The sequence below is a fragment of the Roseovarius sp. CAU 1744 genome, from assembly GCF_039839345.1.
GTDB lineage: Bacteria > Pseudomonadota > Alphaproteobacteria > Rhodobacterales > Rhodobacteraceae > Roseovarius.
Genome location: NZ_JBDOQV010000002.1, coordinates 234,950 through 251,102, shown reverse-complemented (window position 1 = coordinate 251,102; position 16,153 = coordinate 234,950). Strand labels below are relative to the sequence as shown.

The window sequence follows — 16,153 nt, the reverse complement described above, 5'->3', positions numbered from 1 at the left end:
TCCTAACTGGCCGCGAGACACTGAACCTTTCACAAGGAAAGAGACGACCCGTCAATGCACGTTCTTCGCCTTCTTCTGATTTGCGCCCTTCTCAGCCTGACCATCGGCGGCCCGGCCCGGGCGCTGACCCTCCTGCGCGATCCCGACATCGAATACGCGCTGAACCAACTGGCCGCGCCGGTCCTCAAGGCAGCGGGGCTCAGCCCGGCCCGCATCGACATCCTGGTGATCGATGACCGCCGTCTGAACGCATTCGTCGTCGACGGCAACGCGATCTTCATCCATTCCGGCCTGATGCTGAAAATGGAGAACGCCGCGATGCTGCAATCGGTCATCGCGCATGAGGCTGCCCATATCGCCAACGGTCATCTGGTGCGCCGCCCGGTGGCCGCGCGCAACGCCCGTACCGCCGCCGGGCTGGGGGCAATCCTGGCTGCTGCCGCCGCCGTCGCCGCGGGCGGCAGCGAAGCGGCCGGCGCTGTGGCGCTCGGCGCGCAGAACACCGCGCGAAGACTGTTTCTGGTGCATACCAGAGCCGAAGAGAACAGCGCCGACAACAGCGGCTTGCGCTACCTGGCCACGGCCGGGATCGACCCGCAAGGCGCGGTAGACGTGATCAACATCTTCCGCGGCCAGGAGGCGCTCTCGGCGTCGCGGCAGGACGCCTATGCCCGCACCCATCCCCTGTCGTCGGACCGCTACCGGCTGGTGAAACGCCTGGCCGATGGCTACAAGGACCGTGCCCGCCCCAACCCAAGCGCCGAATACTGGTTTGCCCGCGCCAAGGGCAAGCTCTCGGCCTTCCAACGTTCGCCCAAATGGACGCTCAACCGCGCCGGCGAAAGCGGCTATTCGGATGTCAAGCTGATGCGCCAGGCGATCGCCCACCACCGCAATTCCCGTCTCAAGAAGGCACTGGGCGCGATGGATGCCGCCATCGCACAACGCCCCAACGATCCGTACCTGCATGAGTTACGGGGCCAGATCCTGATGGAAAGCCGGCAAAGCAAGGCAGCGGTCGCCGCCTACGCCCGTGCCGCCAGCCTGGCGCCGAAAAACGCGCTGATCCTCGGAGCCTACGGGCGCGCCCTGCTGGTGACGGGCCAAACCGGAAAAGCCCGGCAATTGCTGGAACAGGCGCGCGCCCGCGATGGCCGCGATGCCCGTGTTCTGCGCGATCTCGCCGCCAGTCACGCCAAGCTGGGCAACAACGGCATGGCCTCGCTGGTCACCGCCGAACGCTACGCCATGCTGGGCCGGATCAGGGATGCGGGAATTCACGCCAAACGCGCCTCGGACCTGTTGCCACGCGGCTCTGGCGGCTGGCAACGGGCCCAGGATGTGCTATCTGCTTCAGAGGCAGCCAAGAGAAGGAAATGACCCGATGACACGCACCCTGATATCCGCCGCGATGCTGGCCGCCTCCCTTGCGGTTCCCGTTCAGGCGCTTGACCTGAGCCAGATGAGCGACGCTGAACAAGATGCGTTTCGCGCCGAGATTCGCGCCTATCTGCTGGAAAACCCCGAAGTCATCATGGAGGCGATCGAGGTTCTCGAACAACGGCAGGCCACCGCTCGGGCGCAGGAAGACAGCGATCTCGTGCAGGTCAATGCCGAGGATATCTTCAACGACGGCCATTCCTGGGTCGGCGGCAATCCGGACGGGGATATCACGCTTGTCGAATTCATGGACTACCGGTGCGGTTACTGCCGCCGGGCGTTTGGCGAGGTCGAAGCGTTGCTCGAACAGGACGGCAATATCCGATTCGTCATCAAGGAATTCCCGATCCTGGGCGAAGAAAGCATGACGGCGTCGCGTTTTGCCATCGCCACCCAGCAGGTGGCCGGTGACGACGCCTACAAGCTGGTGCATGACACGCTGATCGCCTTCAACGGCGCCGTCAACGAGGCATCCCTGATCCGGATCGCCGACTCCCTCGGATTGGACCCTCACCCGATCATCGCACATATGGACAGCGATGACGTCAGCAGCATCATTTCCGAGAACCGCCAGCTTGCGCAGCGCCTCGCGATCAGTGGAACGCCGTCCTTCGTGATGGCCAACCAGATGCTGCGCGGATATCTTCCGGCCGAGGACATGCAACTGCTGGCCGACGAGATCCGCACCCAGTAGCAGCGCTTTCGGGACGGTGGGCGGGGCGTCGTTTGCCCGCAGGGCCAAACGCGCGTCGTCCGCTGTCCTACTCCGCCGCCTGCGCGGTTTCCGCGTCGAGCTCCGCAGCCCGTCTTTCGACCTGCTCGACGATATGGTCGATCATCTGGTCATTCGACATCTTGTGGCTCTGCTTGCCCGCCAGATAGACCATGCCGCTGCCAGCACCGCCGCCGGTAAAGCCCACATCCGTCATCAACGCCTCACCCGGCCCGTTGACGACACAGCCGATGATGCTCAGGCTCATCGGCGTCTTGATATGCTCCAGCCGCCTTTCCAGCGCCTCGACCGTCTTGATCACGTCAAATCCCTGCCTGGCGCAGCTGGGACAGGAGATGATGTTGACCCCCCGGTGGCGCAGTCCCAGGGATTTGAGCATCTCATAGCCCACCTTGACCTCTTCCACCGGATCGGCGCTCAGGCTGACACGCAGCGTGTCACCGATCCCCATCCACAGCAGATTGCCCATGCCGATCGCCGATTTGATCGTACCAGACATCAGACCACCCGCCTCGGTGATGCCCAGATGGATCGGCGCATCGGTGGCTTCCGCCAATTGCTGATAGGCCGCCGCCGCCATGAACACGTCACTGGCCTTCACGCTGATCTTGAAGTCGTGAAAATCATTGTCCTGCAGGATGCGCATATGCGCCAGCCCGCTCTCGACCATCGCGTCCGGGCATGGTTCGCCATACTTGTCCAGCAGATGCTTTTCCAGCGACCCGGCATTCACCCCGATCCGCATCGAACAGCCGTGATCGCGCGCCGCGGCGATCACCTCGCGCACCCGCTCCTCTGAGCCGATATTGCCCGGGTTGATGCGCAGACAGGCCGCGCCCGCCTCGGCCGCCTCGATTCCGCGCTTGTAGTGAAAATGGATGTCGGCAACGATCGGCACAGGGCTTTCGCGCACGATCTCTTTCAGCGCCCTGGCGCTGGCCTCGTCTGGAACAGACACCCGCACGATATCCGCGCCCACATCCGCCGCCGCCTGCACCTGTGCCACGGTCGCGGCCACGTCGCGCGTATCGGTATTGGTCATGGTCTGCACGGAAATCGGCGCACCGCCGCCGACGGGCACATTGCCCACCATGATCTGGCGGCTTTCCCGGCGATAGATATTGCGCCACGGGCGGATCGGATTCAGCGACATCTGGAATGCCCCGTCTGTTCAGAACTGGTTACCCCTTAGATACTGCGCCCGCGCCACGCCCGCAATGTGCAAGCCAAGATGTCGCGGGACTTGGGCGTAACGGCGTGGCCTGCCAGGGGTGCTTGCGACCGTCGGGGCCAGCCCTGGGTCATTCCTGCGGGCTGGACACCGTCTGCAACTGGGCCACGTAGCGCGACAGATCCTTGTCCAGACTCAGATCCGCAACGTTCAACCCGTCGATCAGCATCTGCGCATCCAGCCTCAGGCCTGAGGTAACAGAACCCGCCTCGCCCACCGGGCCGTAATGCTGACCGTTGACCGCGAAATAGATGGCGCCGGATTCGCCGGCGCGCAATGTCGGCGGTTCTTCGGTATTCGGAACGGCGTAGGTTTCGCCGGCATTGAGGATACCCTCAAAGATCACGCTGCCATCGGCGGCGCGGACCCGCACCCAGGCGGGGCGCACGGCGACCATCTGCACACCGGGCGCCGGATCGGCCACAACCTTCGGGCTGTTGACCGGCAAGGGCTCGGTTGTCACCGGCACGACATCGAAGGGCGAGCCGTAGCGCCCGGCAACCACATAGGTCTTGTCGGTCTCGGGCAGTTGCGGCCGCATCGTGCCCACTTCGGCCGGGTCCAGCGTGGAAATCGGCGCATCCCGCGCCACCAGCACCGGCACGTCCAGCGCTTCGGGACGATAGAGCCGATCCAGCCGGTCATCCAGCGGCGGCTTGAAGACCCCGTCGGCTTCTGCAACCTCGGCACTTTCATCGGTCTTGTTCAGCGCCGCCAGCGGATCCAGGTCCGACAGGACATCCGGCGTGTTTTCGACCGGCGCGAACTGCACCCGCTGCACCTCGTTCAGAACGCTCCAGCCGCCGTAGCCGATGCCGCCGATCAGCGCCACCAGCACCAGCGCCGAACCGATCGCGCCCGGTTCGATCTGCGAGAACATGCCCTCGGACGCGGGAATGAACGGCGTGCTGGGCGATACGAAGGGATCGCCCTTGCCCACCGGCCGCTTGGCCGGATCACTTGATTTGCGAATGGTCGACGCCTCGGCCGACATGCCATGCGCCGTTGAAAACCCGCTTTCCTTGCAGAAATCGCGAAACGCCGCGTCGGGGTCCATGTTCAGATAGCGCGCATACGACCGCACATAGCCGGGAATGAAGCCAGGGGTATCAAAAGCGTCGGGATCGGAATTTTCGATCGCGGCCACGTAGTTGGCCTTGATTCTTAATTCGCGTTCAACATCGAGAAGGGATTTGCCCATCGTGGCCCGTTCACCACGCATCACATCGCCCAGTCGCAATTCGAAGGCGTCAAAGCCGCGGGCTTCGACCTCTTCCTTCTCTTCATTACGCGACGAACGACGCCGTATCATGAACGCTGCCTCTTACCAGTCCTGACTGCCCCCGGGCCCGAATTTGCCGATTCGAGCTTCGCCCCTGTTCTTCAGGCTAAGCTAACACATCGCAAGCAGTTTTGCACGAGGACCTGACTAACCCGTTAATTCGGCACGATTTAGCGCACAATGCGACCAAAGTTCGTCCATTGCGCGGACAAGCCGGTCAAGCTCGTCCGGGCCATGTACCGGCGAGGGGGTGAAGCGCAGGCGTTCCGTGCCGCGCGGCACGGTGGGAAAGTTGATCGGCTGCGCGTAGATCCCGTAGCGTTCCAGCAGCATGTCGCTCAGGATCTTGGTGTGCTTCGGATCGCCGACGATGACCGGAATGATATGGCTGCCGTGATCGATCAGCGGCAGGCCCAGCCCCTTGAGCCGGGTCTTGAGAATCTTCGCCTGGGTCTGGTGTTGCTCGCGCAGCGCATGGTCGCGCTTCAGATGTGCGACACTGGCGGCAGCCCCGGCGGCCACGGCCGGCGGCAGCGAGGTGGTAAAGATGAAGCCCGGCGCGTAAGACCTTACGGCATCACACATTTTAGCAGAGGCCGCAATATAGCCACCCATCACGCCAAACGCCTTGGCCAGCGTTCCGTTGATGATGTCGAGGCGGTGCATCAACCGGTCACGCGCCGCCACACCGGCGCCACGGGGCCCGTACATGCCCACGGCGTGAACCTCGTCGATATAGGTCAGCGCCCCGAATTCATCGGCCAGGTCGCAGATCGCCTCGATCGGACCGAAATCGCCGTCCATCGAATAGACCGATTCAAACGCGATCAGCTTGGGCGCTGCCGGGTCATCGGCCGCCATCAGCTCGCGCAGATGGGCGACATCATTGTGCCGAAAGATCCGCTTGGCCCCGCCATTGCGGCGCACCCCTTCGATCATCGAGGCGTGGTTCAATTCGTCGGAATAAATGATCAACCCCGGAAACAGCTTGGGCAGCGTGCTTAATGTCGCGTCATTGGCGATATAGGCACTGGTGAACAGCAGGGCCGATTCCTTGCCGTGCAAATCGGCCAGCTCGGCCTCGAGCCGCTTGTGGTAGATCGTCGTGCCGCTGATGTTGCGGGTCCCGCCCGATCCGGCGCCGGTGGCGTCGATCGCCTCGTGCATCGCCTCAAGCACCACCGGATGCTGGCCCATGCCCAGGTAATCATTGCCGCACCAGACGGTGATCTGCTGTTCGGACCCGTCGGGGCGGCGCCACATCGCATGGGGGAAATTCCCCTGTTTACGCTCGATATCGATGAAGGTCCGATACCGGCCCTCCTCGTGCAAGCGGTCAATCGCCTCATTCAGCTTGGCGGAATAGTCCACGCGCTTCCCCTCTACGTCGGCTTTGGCGTTCTGGCCCCGGATCGGCCCCTGACCAGAATACACCATCATTCTAACCCGTTGTGATCGGTTTCGTTAAGTATAGAAACCTTGTCCGTCCGGCAATAGTTACAAAGTGTCGCTCCCCGTGCCTTGACTTGGGTCAAGTTGCTGGACAGCGCCGCGCGGCCTGTTACGGTCGCCGCCGATCTGTCACATGAATCAAGGCTTTCCCCATGTCTCTTGACGCCGTTTTATCCCGCATTGACGACCAATTGCCCGTGGCGCTTGACCGCCTGATGGGGCTGTTGCGCATCCCGTCCATCTCGACCGACCCTGCATTCGCCCAGCCCTGCCTGGAGGCTGCCGACTGGCTTGTCGCGGATCTGCAAAGCATTGGCGCAACAGCGGAAAAACGCGCCACCCCCGGCCATCCGATGGTGGTGGGCCATATCGACGGGCCGGGCCCGCACCTGCTGTTCTACGGCCATTACGATGTGCAGCCCGTCGATCCGCTGGCACTTTGGAACAGTGATCCGTTCGACCCCAAGCTTGAAGACACGCCCAATGGCAAGGTCATTCGCGGGCGCGGCTCATCGGATGACAAGGGCCAACTCATGACCTTTGTCGAAGCCTGCCGCGCATACATTGACGTGCATGGCGCGCTGCCATGTCGCATCACTTTCTTCTTCGAAGGCGAAGAGGAAAGCGGCTCGCCCTCGCTGATCCCGTTCATGAAGGAGAATGCCGAAGAGCTGAATGCCGATATCGCGCTGATCTGCGATACCTCGATGGTCGCGCCCGGTGTGCCCTCGATCGCCTCGCAGCTCAGGGGGATGCTAAAGGACGAATTCACCATTCACGGGCCGCGGATCGACCTGCATTCCGGCCATTACGGCGGGCCCGGCCTGAACCCGCTGCGCGAGCTGTCGCGCATTGTCGCATCGTTTCATGACGACACGGGGCGCGTGGCCGTCGACGGGTTCTATGACGGCGTGCACGAGGTGCCCGAAGACCTGCTGCGCCAATGGGAAAATTGCGGGTTCAACGAAAAGGAATACCTGAACTCGGTAGGCTACACCCGACCGCATGGCGAGGAAGGATATTCCACCCTGGTCCAGCAATGGGCGCGTCCGACGTTGGAAATCAACGGTCTATGGGGCGGCTACCAGGGCGCGGGGTCCAAGACCGTGATCCCGGCCGAGGCGCATTGCAAGCTGACCTGCCGGCTGGTCGGCGACATGGAGCCCGACGACCTGCGCAAGAAGATCCGCGCCCATGTCGCGGCGCAGCTGGCGCCCGACGCCCGTGTCACCTGGAACAGTGACCTCGAAGGTGCACCTGCGGCAGTGATGAACACCACCCGCCCCGAGTTCGAAAAGGCGCGCCAGGCGCTGAGCGACGAATGGAACCGCGAGGCGGTCTTCTGCGGCATGGGCGGATCGATCCCGATAGCCGGCTTCTTCAAGGAAATCCTAGGGCTCGACGCGATGCTGATCGGTTTCGCCAACGAGGATGACGCGATCCATTCCCCGAACGAGAAATACAATGTCGAAAGCTTTCACAAGGGCATCCGCAGCTGGGCGCGGGTGCTGGATACGCTTGGCAGCTGATTCGGGGACTTACGGCTGATCCAGATGCAATTGCGCCATCATGCCATCGGCAAATTCGGTCGGGCCAAGGCCCAGGGCAATGCCCGCCACCATGCCGATGGCAAAGGGCAGCCGGCCGGGCTCGGTCATCAAGCGGAAGGCCGCGCGCTGTAGCTTGAAGGCAAAGAACAGCATCACCGCCGCGATGCTGATCGCGATGGCGGCCATGGCCATGTTTGTGTAGGGAACCAGCGGCTCGACCCCGTTCAGCCAGTTGTTTATGCCCTTCATCTCACCCATCAACTGGAACGTCAGGAACATCAGCGCAAAGCCCATCACGAACCGCAAGGGCAGCGCAGCGGCGCCACCGCGCCGGCCGGATTTCCGCTTCTTCTTTTCATCGGCCTTCGGTATGGCCTCTTCGGCCACGCCGACCAGAATCCGCTCGGTGACGGGGCGGTTCTCGGCCGCCTCGATGCGCTTCAGGCGTTCTGTAAAACTGGATTGAGTCATTTCGCCCTCCGTCACTTACGCCCTGACTGCATGGGAAATCGGGCCACAATTGGGCTGCGTCACGGAGAAACTGAGGAAATGCGGCGGGATCGGTTGCAAACGGCCTCTTGATGATTAGCATTTTACGGAATGCGCAATATGGGTCCGACATGACGACAATACCCGGTTTCACCGATCACCGCGTGACCCTTGAAGATGTCGAGATCGCCTATTCCGTGGGTGGGGACGGACCGCCGGTGCTGCTGTTGCACGGCTATCCGCAAACCCGGTCCCTGTGGCGGCAGATCGCGCCGGCCCTGGCGCGGAGCCACACGGTGATCTGCCCGGATCTTCGCGGTTACGGCCAGAGCTCGAAGCCCAAGGATGTGGCTGCCTACAGTTTTCGCGCGATGGCGCGCGATCAAACGGCGCTTCTGCGCCATCTGGGGATTTCCTCGGCGGCGGTCATTGGCCACGACCGGGGTGCGCGCGTGACCCACCGGCTGGCGCTGGATGCGCCCGAGGTGGTCTCGCGCCTGGCCCTGCTGGACATCATCCCGACCCATACGCTCTTGGCCGATCTGCGCCGCGAAGTTGCTGTGGCCTATTACCACTGGTTCTTTCTGGCCCAGCCGGAACCGGCCCCCGAGACGATGATCCTGGCCGACCCGGACCGCTATTACCATTCCTGCCTGCTGGGCTGGGGTGGCGCCACGCTGGATGATTTCGACCCCGAGCAACTGGAGGCCTATCGCACCGCCTGGCGCGACCCCGAGACGACGCGGGGCATGTGCAACGACTACCGCGCCGCGATCCGGCATGATTTCGATGACGACGCGGCCGATCTGGACGCCCGGATCGCCTGCCCCGTCCACATCCTTTTTGGCGCCGATGGCACGATGGCCCGCGCCTATGACGTTCCGGCCACATGGGCGCCCAAATGCACCGAGATGACAGCCCAGGCGATCCCCGGCGGGCATTTCTTTCCCGACACGAACCCAGGCGACACACGCGACGCTTTGCGCAGATTTCTGACATGAAGGAACAAACGGACGGGTCAATGGCGGCTTTGAGACCTGAGCGGTCATTGAAACCAAGCCACGCGATGGCCAGACCGCGGGATGGCGGCGAACCTGAGTTCAGCGCAGTTTATCCCTGCCAAACTCGAAGAAGATCAGAAGGACGCACCGGCATCACCCAATCGCCAGCCCGGGGGGCGGTCTGGCGATCGCGCGGCGGCCTGCGGCCTTGATTCCGCGCGAGGGGTACCCGACCGATTGGCCGTTTCGCCCCGCTCAACCGGCTTTGACAATAAAGGAACGGCGCTTCTTGATTGAAAAGTGGCGCGGTTGACGGGGCTCGAACCCGCGACCCCCGGCGTGACAGGCCGGTACTCTAACCAACTGAGCTACAACCGCGCAGACGCTTTTACGGGATCGACAAAGGCAGCGGTGGCGCGGTTGACGGGGCTCGAACCCGCGACCCCCGGCGTGACAGGCCGGTACTCTAACCAACTGAGCTACAACCGCTCGCTGCCCGCCCGATCCGTTGGGCGTTGGACCCGTCTCATATGCCGGGGCACACGCCCCGTCAAGCAGGGGAAAGATGAATTTTGGACTTTCTTCGCCGAACCGGCCCTTCAGCCACCCGGCCCCGCCGGACCCGGCACGCCGACCGCTTTGCGAAAAATCTCGAGCCCGCCCGTCGCAGCGAAAATATTCAGCAGTTCCGACCTGAGTTCGCTCTCGTCGCAGTCGATGGCCCATTCCAGAACCATCACCGCCTCGCAGGGGCGCAACACGGCCCCTCTGCCGTCAGTCAATTTCTGTCGAATAGCGGAGAGAAGCGCCTGCCTCTCTCCGCCATCGCGCGCCAATGCACTCGCCATCACCACTCCACGTAAACTTGCGCGTTATGCCATCTAATTGACTTATTCGTGTGTTTGTCAATATAAGTTACCAACTATCCGGTATTTAGGACTGCGTACCAGTTATGGATTTTCACGAACGGCTGAAAGAGCTGATCAAGAATTCGGATTACGATTACAAGAGCCTCTCGCTCGAGATCGGCCAGGGTGAAAGATATATCTCGAACCTGCTGTCGACCAAGAGCGATCCGGGTTTCAGCAGCGTGATAAAGATTTGCGCCTCGCTGGGCGTGACACCGAACCAGATCGCCGGGCTGAACGACCAGCTGCGCCTGGTGAATGACGATATCGACAACCGAATCGTTTCGGCCCATGCCGAACGCATCCTCACCTCCGTCACCCGCGAGGCGCACCGCAAGCTGTCGGCCCGCGGCACCGGCCCGCTGATCGACGACGTGCTGACCTGGTGGCACCAGCAGCACGGTGTGCTCAGCAATTTCGACCGGCTTTCCGAACATGTCGACCTGTATCACGCCCCCGATGACAACGCCCGCTTGCCACAGCCGTTCATGGTCGGCGAACAGAGCCTGGCGCGCGTGTCCTTCGGCATCAAGTCGGCCGAGCATCTGGGCTATCTGTTCACGACATTCGATGAGAACCTGACCGAACAGGTGCGCCTGGCCCATGTCGAGGCCACCAAGGGCGACCCGCAGCTTTCGATCCAGGAGATCGAGGTCAACCTGCCCAATCACAGCTTTCCGCTGCGGTTCAACTACAAGCGGCTTTTGCTGCCGGTGCGCGACATGCAGGGCCACCGCTATGTCCTGAACTATTCACAGGCTCTCGAGTGACCCGGCATAATAAGCCATCATGTGGCTCAGGCTTTCGGCGGGAATGGCCACCAGCCATTCCGCATTGCCACGGCCCGGCGGGGCCGGATCAGCCCAGCGGGCCACGCCGGGGATCTGGATCGAAAAGCCGTAATTCGTGGCAAAGCCCAGTTTCACATCCCGGTCGCGCATCATCGCATAGGTCCAGTCGATCGGCCATTTCGCGGCAATCGTGGTGTGCAGCAGCATCATGAAATAGCGCAGCTTCTGCCGCGATCCGCGGAAACCGGGGCGCATGAACAGCTCGCCGATATAGGCCATGCGGCCATGGAAATTGGGCGGCATCGCCTCGGTAAAATGCAACAGCGTGTCGGTGCGTTGCTGCGGATAGTGGCGGGACATGGTGCGGATCATGTAATCGCCCATCTTCTCACGCCCGATATTGTCATACCGGACCGAGACCGAGGCCGAATATTCCCCATCCTCGCGCATGAACAGCCAGAAGCCGCTCTCTTCGGTGAAATCGTTGAAGTCGCTTGACAGCTTGGGCGTCAGGCCGGGCTTGCCCATATCCTCGGTCAACTCCTTGGCATAGGCAAAATCCGAGATCATCTCGACCGTGACGCCGATCTCGGCCAGAGCGCCCAAGCACTCTCCGCCGACCGTGATCAAGTCCAACGCGTTCTTCATCGCCCACCCGTGTATTCTGCCTGCATACCATACCCCGTTCCGCTGCCGTTCGGGGCACAGTCTTGTGTTTTTTTGTTGGGCACACGCGAAATGTGCCATTCCTGATCTTTGAAACCATGCCAATACCATCCGGGGCAAGCCTGAATTCACGTTTATTAATGATTTTCCACCGCCCCTACACGCTATGGATGTATGAAGAGGTAGTTACCGCCACAAATTGGGATATTTTGGCCCATTTGCACAGGGTTTTCGCCGACAGGCACAAATGGGCGGGCCACGCGTGCGAGCGGTCAGTTCGGCCGGTCAGAATGTACAGGGGCGGCGGACACAAGAACGCAGAGCAAGGAAACCCTTGCCGTCCTGGCGGCCCCCGATACATGCTGCAGTATTCATGGTGGGTGATGAGAGACTCGAACTCCCGACATCTTCGGTGTAAACGAAGCGCTCTACCAACTGAGCTAATCACCCGACCGGCGCTTATTGCCCCAGAAATCCGGAGGGCGCAACCCCTTCCGGCATACGCTCAGGCCAGAATTTCCTCGGTGCCGTTTTCCAGCACATAGATCACGCCCTGACGGTTGCAGAGCGCCGTTGTCTGCTGCCGGTTCAGCCCCCGGATCTGGCCGCGCAGCACCTTGCCCAGGATGCCGTGCGAGACGATGATACTGGGGCCGGCGAGCGCCTTCAGGAAGTCCTGCACCCGCGCCTCCAGCGCGTCGATCCCCTCGCCCCCCGGGGCCGAGGCATAGGTCTCGATATCCGAATCCGCGCAGGGCAGTTCGGAACGCAGCCGTCCCTCCCATTCGCCGGTGTCGATTTCGGCGATCCGGTCGTCGACCGCATAGCCATGCCCCGCCAGAGCGATCTGTGCGGTCTGCTGCGCCCGCCCCTGGGGCGAGACATAAATGCCCCCCGGCCCGCTCAGCACGTCGTCGATGAAGGGCGCGACCAGCGCAGCCTGTTTGCGTGCATCCTCGCGGCCCCGCGCCGTCAGATCGGAATTCAGCCGCCCCTGGATACGGCCCTCGGCATTCCATTCGGTCTGTCCGTGCCGAAGAAACCAGATTTTCGGCAAAGCTCCCATGGCGCGCATCCCGTCAGATCAATTGCAATAGATGGTGGGTGATAACGGATTTGAACCGCTGACATCTTCGATGTGAACGAAGCGCTCTACCACTGAGCTAATCACCCGCCGGGCCGCGTTTTAGCGTCACTCGGCGGCATCCGCAAGCGGGTCTTTCGGGGCAGATGAACGCGCCTTGGCTGGTTTGCTCTGGCGAATCTTCGTCACCACCACACGGGCCGATGTCGTTTCTTTCGTGCGGTTGTATTTCACCTTGCCAAGCGGCTGCAGGTTCATCTCGCGGCCCTTGGACAGGGTTTCGCCCAGTATCTCCAGCATCGCCTCGACGACCGGTTTGGCATATTTCTTCTTGATCTCCGACCGGGTGACCACAAGGTCGATCAACTCGGGTTTCTTCAATTCGACCGGCAGGGGCGACGGCATTTTGTCCCCGGGCGTCGTCTCCGGCGCCGGGATCTTGCCGGTGCCGGTGCGGGAGGTCTGGAATTCGGTTGCCTGTTGCGGCGCGCGCGCCGGTGCTGCCGCCTCGGGCGTTTGCGTCTTTTTGCGCGACTTCGGTGGCTTTGGCCCTGCCAGGCGCGATTTGGTCCTGGCGGGGGTGCCGGCCTTGGCTTTGCCTGCCGCTCTGGACGGGGATTTCGCCGCCGGTTTTGTGCTGGTCTTGGTTTTGCCTGTCGTCGATCGCGTGCTCATGATTGGCCTCTGGTTTTTTGCTCTTGTGCCAACACTACGCAGAACGGCGTGATTTTTCCAGTAATGAGTTTGAGGCGGCGGCGCGCGGGGCCGCCGCAACCGCCCGGGTCCGCCCCGGCAAGACCTTTTCAAAAAGAGAAAGGGCGCACCATTCGGCACGCCCTTCGTCTCTTGCAATCACGCTCGATCAGTGCGCCGTGGCACCCGGTGCGTCATTGTCCTTTTTCAAAGCGGCTTCCGCGGCGGCGGCCTCTTCGGCGGCCTCGTCCCATTCCACCGGTTCGGGTGCTTTGACCAGTGCGTATTTCAGCACGTCGCGAACATGCTCGACGGGAATGATCTCAAGCCCTTCTTTCACATTGTCCGGGATCTCGGCCAGGTCCTTCTCGTTTTCGGCGGGGATCAGCACGCGCTTGATACCGCCCCTGAGCGCGGCCAGCAGCTTCTCTTTCAGGCCACCGATCGGCAGGGCATTGCCGCGCAGCGTCACCTCGCCGGTCATGGCGATATCCTTGCGCACCGGAATGCCCGTCAGGACCGAGACGATCGAGGTCACCATCGCCAGACCGGCACTTGGCCCATCCTTCGGCGTCGCGCCCTCGGGGACGTGCACGTGAATGTCCCAGTTCTCGAATTTCGGCGGCTTGATCCCGATCTGCGGACTGATCGACCGGACATAGCTGGATGCCGCGTCGATCGATTCCTTCATCACGTCACCCAGCTTGCCGGTGGTCTTCATCCGGCCCTTGCCCGGCAGGCGCAGCGCCTCGATGTTCAACAGCTCGCCGCCAACCGATGTATAGGCCAGGCCGGTGACGACACCCACCTGATCGGCATCCTCGGCAAGGCCGAACTTGAACTTCCGCACACCCAGAAAATCATCCAGGTTATCGGGCGTCACGGTTATCGTCTCGTCTTCCTTCTTGACGATCTTGGTGACGGCCTTTCGGGCAACCTTGGCGATCTCACGCTCCAGGTTCCGCACACCCGCCTCGCGGGTGTAATAGCGGATCATGTCGGTCAGCGCCGCGTCGGTCAGCTCGAATTCCTTGGCCTTCAGACCGTGGTTCTTGATCTGCTTGGACAGCAGGTGCTGCTTGGCGATCTCGCGCTTTTCATCCTCGGTATAGCCGGCCAGCGGAATGATCTCCATCCGGTCCAGAAGCGGCCCGGGCATGTTGTAGGAGTTCGCGGTGGTCAGGAACATCACGTTGCTGAGGTCATATTCGACCTCCATGTAATGGTCGATGAACGTGCTGTTCTGCTCCGGGTCCAGCACCTCGAGCATGGCCGAAGCCGGGTCGCCACGGAAATCCTGACCCATCTTGTCGATCTCGTCGAGCAGGATGAGCGGATTGGTCGTCTTGGCTTTTTTCAGCGCCTGGATGATCTTGCCCGGCATCGACCCGATATAGGTCCGGCGGTGGCCGCGGATTTCGCTTTCGTCACGCACCCCGCCCAGCGAGATGCGGATGAATTCGCGCCCAGTGGCCCGCGCCACCGACTTGCCAAGGCTGGTCTTGCCCACGCCCGGCGGGCCGACAAGGCACATGATCGGGCCTTTCAGCTTTTTCGAACGTTGCTGGACCGCCAGGTATTCGACGATCCGCTCCTTGACCTTTTCCAGCCCGTAGTGGTCGGCATCCAGCACCTCTTGTGCGCGGTGCAGGTCTTTCTTGACGCGCGATTTTACGCCCCACGGGATGCTGAGCATCCAGTCGAGATAGTTGCGCACCACGGTGGCTTCGGCGCTCATCGGGCTCATGTTCTTGAGCTTCTTGAGTTCCGCCTCGGCCTTTTCACGCGCCTCCTTCGAAAGCTTGGTCTCGTTGATCTTGGCTTCAAGCTCGGCAACCTCGCCTTCGCCCTCTTCGCCATCGCCCAGTTCCTTCTGAATGGCCTTCATCTGCTCATTCAGGTAATATTCCCGCTGGGTGCGCTCCATCTGAGACTTCACGCGCGTCTTGATCTTCTTCTCGACCTGCAGAACGCTCATTTCGCCCTGCATCAGGCCATAGACCTTCTCCAGCCGTTCGCTGACAGAAAGCGTCTCGAGCAGTTCCTGCTTCTGGCCCACCTCAATGCCCAGATGGCCGGCGACCAGATCGGCCAGCTTGGCGGGCTCGTCGGATTCACTGACGGCGGCAAGCGCCTCTTCGGGGATGTTCTTCTTGACCTTGGCATAGCGCTCGAACTCGTTGGTGACGGTCCGCAGCAGCGCCTCGATCGTCGTGGTGTCGCCCGGCATCTCGGTCAGATACTCGGCGCGCGCCTCGAAAAAGCTGTCGTTTTCCAGGTATTCGGTGATCCGCACCCGCGCCACGCCCTCGACCAGCACCTTGACGGTGCCATCGGGCAGCTTCAGCAGCTGCAGCACATTGGCCAACACCCCGGCCTTGTAGATGCCGTCGGTATCCGGGTCATCGACGCTGGGGTCGATCTGGCTGGAAAGCAGGATCTGCTTGTCATCCTGCATCACCTCTTCCAGCGCCCGCACAGATTTTTCGCGGCCTACGAAAAGCGGTACGATCATATGGGGGAATACCACGATATCGCGCAAAGGCAGCACCGGGTAAGAGGCATTTAATGGATCTTGCATGCTCGGTTTTCCTGTTCTTGGCAAGAAAGCTCCGGCCCCGATGAATCAGCAGCCCCGGCCTTCTCCGTTTCACCCCCTCAATCTGGGACGCTCGCCCCCCGATTTCAACGGCATGACGCGACAATGCCCTGCCCGCCCGACAGGGGCAAGCGGCAATTCCCAATGAAACAACGAAATTCCGGCGTATGTGCCGGGTCAGGCCAGCATCGCCGCAGCCACGGTCGCCACGGAAAACCAACCACAAAAGAAAAC

The 16,153-nt window shown here is 62.0% G+C and carries 14 protein-coding genes and 4 tRNA genes; 5 read left to right on the top strand and 13 right to left on the bottom strand.

Going from position 1 to position 16,153, the window contains the following annotated elements:
- Positions 1-54: 54 nt before the first annotated feature.
- Together AAFO92_RS05135 and AAFO92_RS05130 are read left to right on the top strand one after the other, a co-directional pair.
- Complete coding sequence (locus AAFO92_RS05135; RefSeq protein WP_347533579.1) at positions 55-1,380, top strand: M48 family metalloprotease; 1,326 nt, start codon at positions 55-57, stop codon at positions 1,378-1,380.
- A gap of 4 nt (positions 1,381-1,384) precedes the next feature.
- The gene (locus AAFO92_RS05130; RefSeq protein ID WP_347533578.1) at positions 1,385-2,134 is read left to right on the top strand and encodes a DsbA family protein; all 750 of its coding nucleotides are present in this window, start codon (positions 1,385-1,387) and stop codon (positions 2,132-2,134) included.
- Between the two features lie 67 nt (positions 2,135-2,201).
- Here the strand turns inward: AAFO92_RS05130 and ispG are convergent, their stop codons facing one another.
- The 3 genes from ispG to hemA form a co-directional block, all read right to left on the bottom strand.
- Positions 2,202-3,326 carry a flavodoxin-dependent (E)-4-hydroxy-3-methylbut-2-enyl-diphosphate synthase gene (ispG, locus tag AAFO92_RS05125; RefSeq protein ID WP_347533577.1) on the bottom strand — a complete coding sequence of 375 codons (1,125 nt, stop codon included), beginning with the start codon at positions 3,324-3,326 and terminating at the stop codon, positions 2,202-2,204.
- A gap of 148 nt (positions 3,327-3,474) precedes the next feature.
- Entirely contained in the window at positions 3,475-4,716 is a 1,242-nt protein-coding gene (locus AAFO92_RS05120; protein ID WP_347533576.1) for a RodZ domain-containing protein, read from the bottom strand.
- A 117-nt stretch (positions 4,717-4,833) separates the two neighbouring features.
- Positions 4,834-6,057, bottom strand: coding sequence for a 5-aminolevulinate synthase (hemA, locus tag AAFO92_RS05115; RefSeq protein ID WP_347533870.1), 1,224 nt, complete (start codon positions 6,055-6,057; stop codon positions 4,834-4,836).
- A gap of 233 nt (positions 6,058-6,290) precedes the next feature.
- On the opposite strand from hemA, the gene AAFO92_RS05110 reads away from it, so the two are divergent.
- Positions 6,291-7,667, top strand: a complete 1,377-nt coding sequence (locus AAFO92_RS05110) for a M20/M25/M40 family metallo-hydrolase (RefSeq protein ID WP_347533575.1) — start codon at positions 6,291-6,293, stop codon at positions 7,665-7,667.
- Positions 7,668-7,676: 9 nt separating this feature from the next.
- Here AAFO92_RS05110 and AAFO92_RS05105 read toward each other — a convergent pair whose 3' ends face one another.
- Positions 7,677-8,159, bottom strand: a complete 483-nt coding sequence (locus AAFO92_RS05105) for a hypothetical protein (protein WP_347533574.1) — start codon at positions 8,157-8,159, stop codon at positions 7,677-7,679.
- A 149-nt stretch (positions 8,160-8,308) separates the two neighbouring features.
- On the opposite strand from AAFO92_RS05105, the gene AAFO92_RS05100 reads away from it, so the two are divergent.
- A complete protein-coding gene (locus AAFO92_RS05100) occupies positions 8,309-9,178 on the top strand; it encodes an alpha/beta hydrolase (protein ID WP_347533573.1) in 870 nt (289 codons plus the stop codon).
- A 301-nt stretch (positions 9,179-9,479) separates the two neighbouring features.
- On the opposite strand, the gene AAFO92_RS05095 is transcribed toward AAFO92_RS05100, so the two are convergent.
- The 3 genes from AAFO92_RS05095 to AAFO92_RS05085 all read right to left on the bottom strand — a co-directional run bounded on the left by AAFO92_RS05095 (position 9,480) and on the right by AAFO92_RS05085 (position 10,026).
- Positions 9,480-9,556: transfer RNA gene (locus AAFO92_RS05095), tRNA-Asp, on the bottom strand.
- Between the two features lie 34 nt (positions 9,557-9,590).
- Positions 9,591-9,667: transfer RNA gene (locus tag AAFO92_RS05090), tRNA-Asp, on the bottom strand.
- A gap of 110 nt (positions 9,668-9,777) precedes the next feature.
- Complete coding sequence (locus AAFO92_RS05085) at positions 9,778-10,026, bottom strand: hypothetical protein (RefSeq protein WP_347533572.1); 249 nt, start codon at positions 10,024-10,026, stop codon at positions 9,778-9,780.
- A gap of 104 nt (positions 10,027-10,130) precedes the next feature.
- Here AAFO92_RS05085 and AAFO92_RS05080 point away from each other — a divergent pair, with 104 nt between their 5' ends.
- Positions 10,131-10,856, top strand: coding sequence for a helix-turn-helix transcriptional regulator (locus AAFO92_RS05080; RefSeq protein ID WP_347533571.1), 726 nt, complete (start codon positions 10,131-10,133; stop codon positions 10,854-10,856).
- On the opposite strand, the gene AAFO92_RS05075 is transcribed toward AAFO92_RS05080, so the two are convergent.
- From AAFO92_RS05075 to lon, 6 genes are all read right to left on the bottom strand, one after another.
- Complete coding sequence (locus AAFO92_RS05075) at positions 10,839-11,525, bottom strand: hypothetical protein (RefSeq protein ID WP_347533570.1); 687 nt, start codon at positions 11,523-11,525, stop codon at positions 10,839-10,841. The genes AAFO92_RS05080 and AAFO92_RS05075 overlap by 18 nt on opposite strands.
- 392 nt (positions 11,526-11,917) lie before the next feature.
- Positions 11,918-11,993, bottom strand: a tRNA-Val gene (locus AAFO92_RS05070).
- A 55-nt stretch (positions 11,994-12,048) separates the two neighbouring features.
- Positions 12,049-12,609, bottom strand: a complete 561-nt coding sequence (locus tag AAFO92_RS05065) for a histidine phosphatase family protein (protein WP_347533569.1) — start codon at positions 12,607-12,609, stop codon at positions 12,049-12,051.
- A gap of 32 nt (positions 12,610-12,641) precedes the next feature.
- Positions 12,642-12,716, bottom strand: a tRNA-Val gene (locus AAFO92_RS05060).
- A 19-nt stretch (positions 12,717-12,735) separates the two neighbouring features.
- The gene (locus tag AAFO92_RS05055; RefSeq protein ID WP_347533568.1) at positions 12,736-13,302 is read right to left on the bottom strand and encodes an HU family DNA-binding protein; all 567 of its coding nucleotides are present in this window, start codon (positions 13,300-13,302) and stop codon (positions 12,736-12,738) included.
- 187 nt (positions 13,303-13,489) lie between these two features.
- A complete protein-coding gene (lon, locus tag AAFO92_RS05050; RefSeq protein ID WP_347533567.1) occupies positions 13,490-15,901 on the bottom strand; it encodes an endopeptidase La in 2,412 nt (803 codons plus the stop codon).
- Positions 15,902-16,153: the final 252 nt, after the last annotated feature.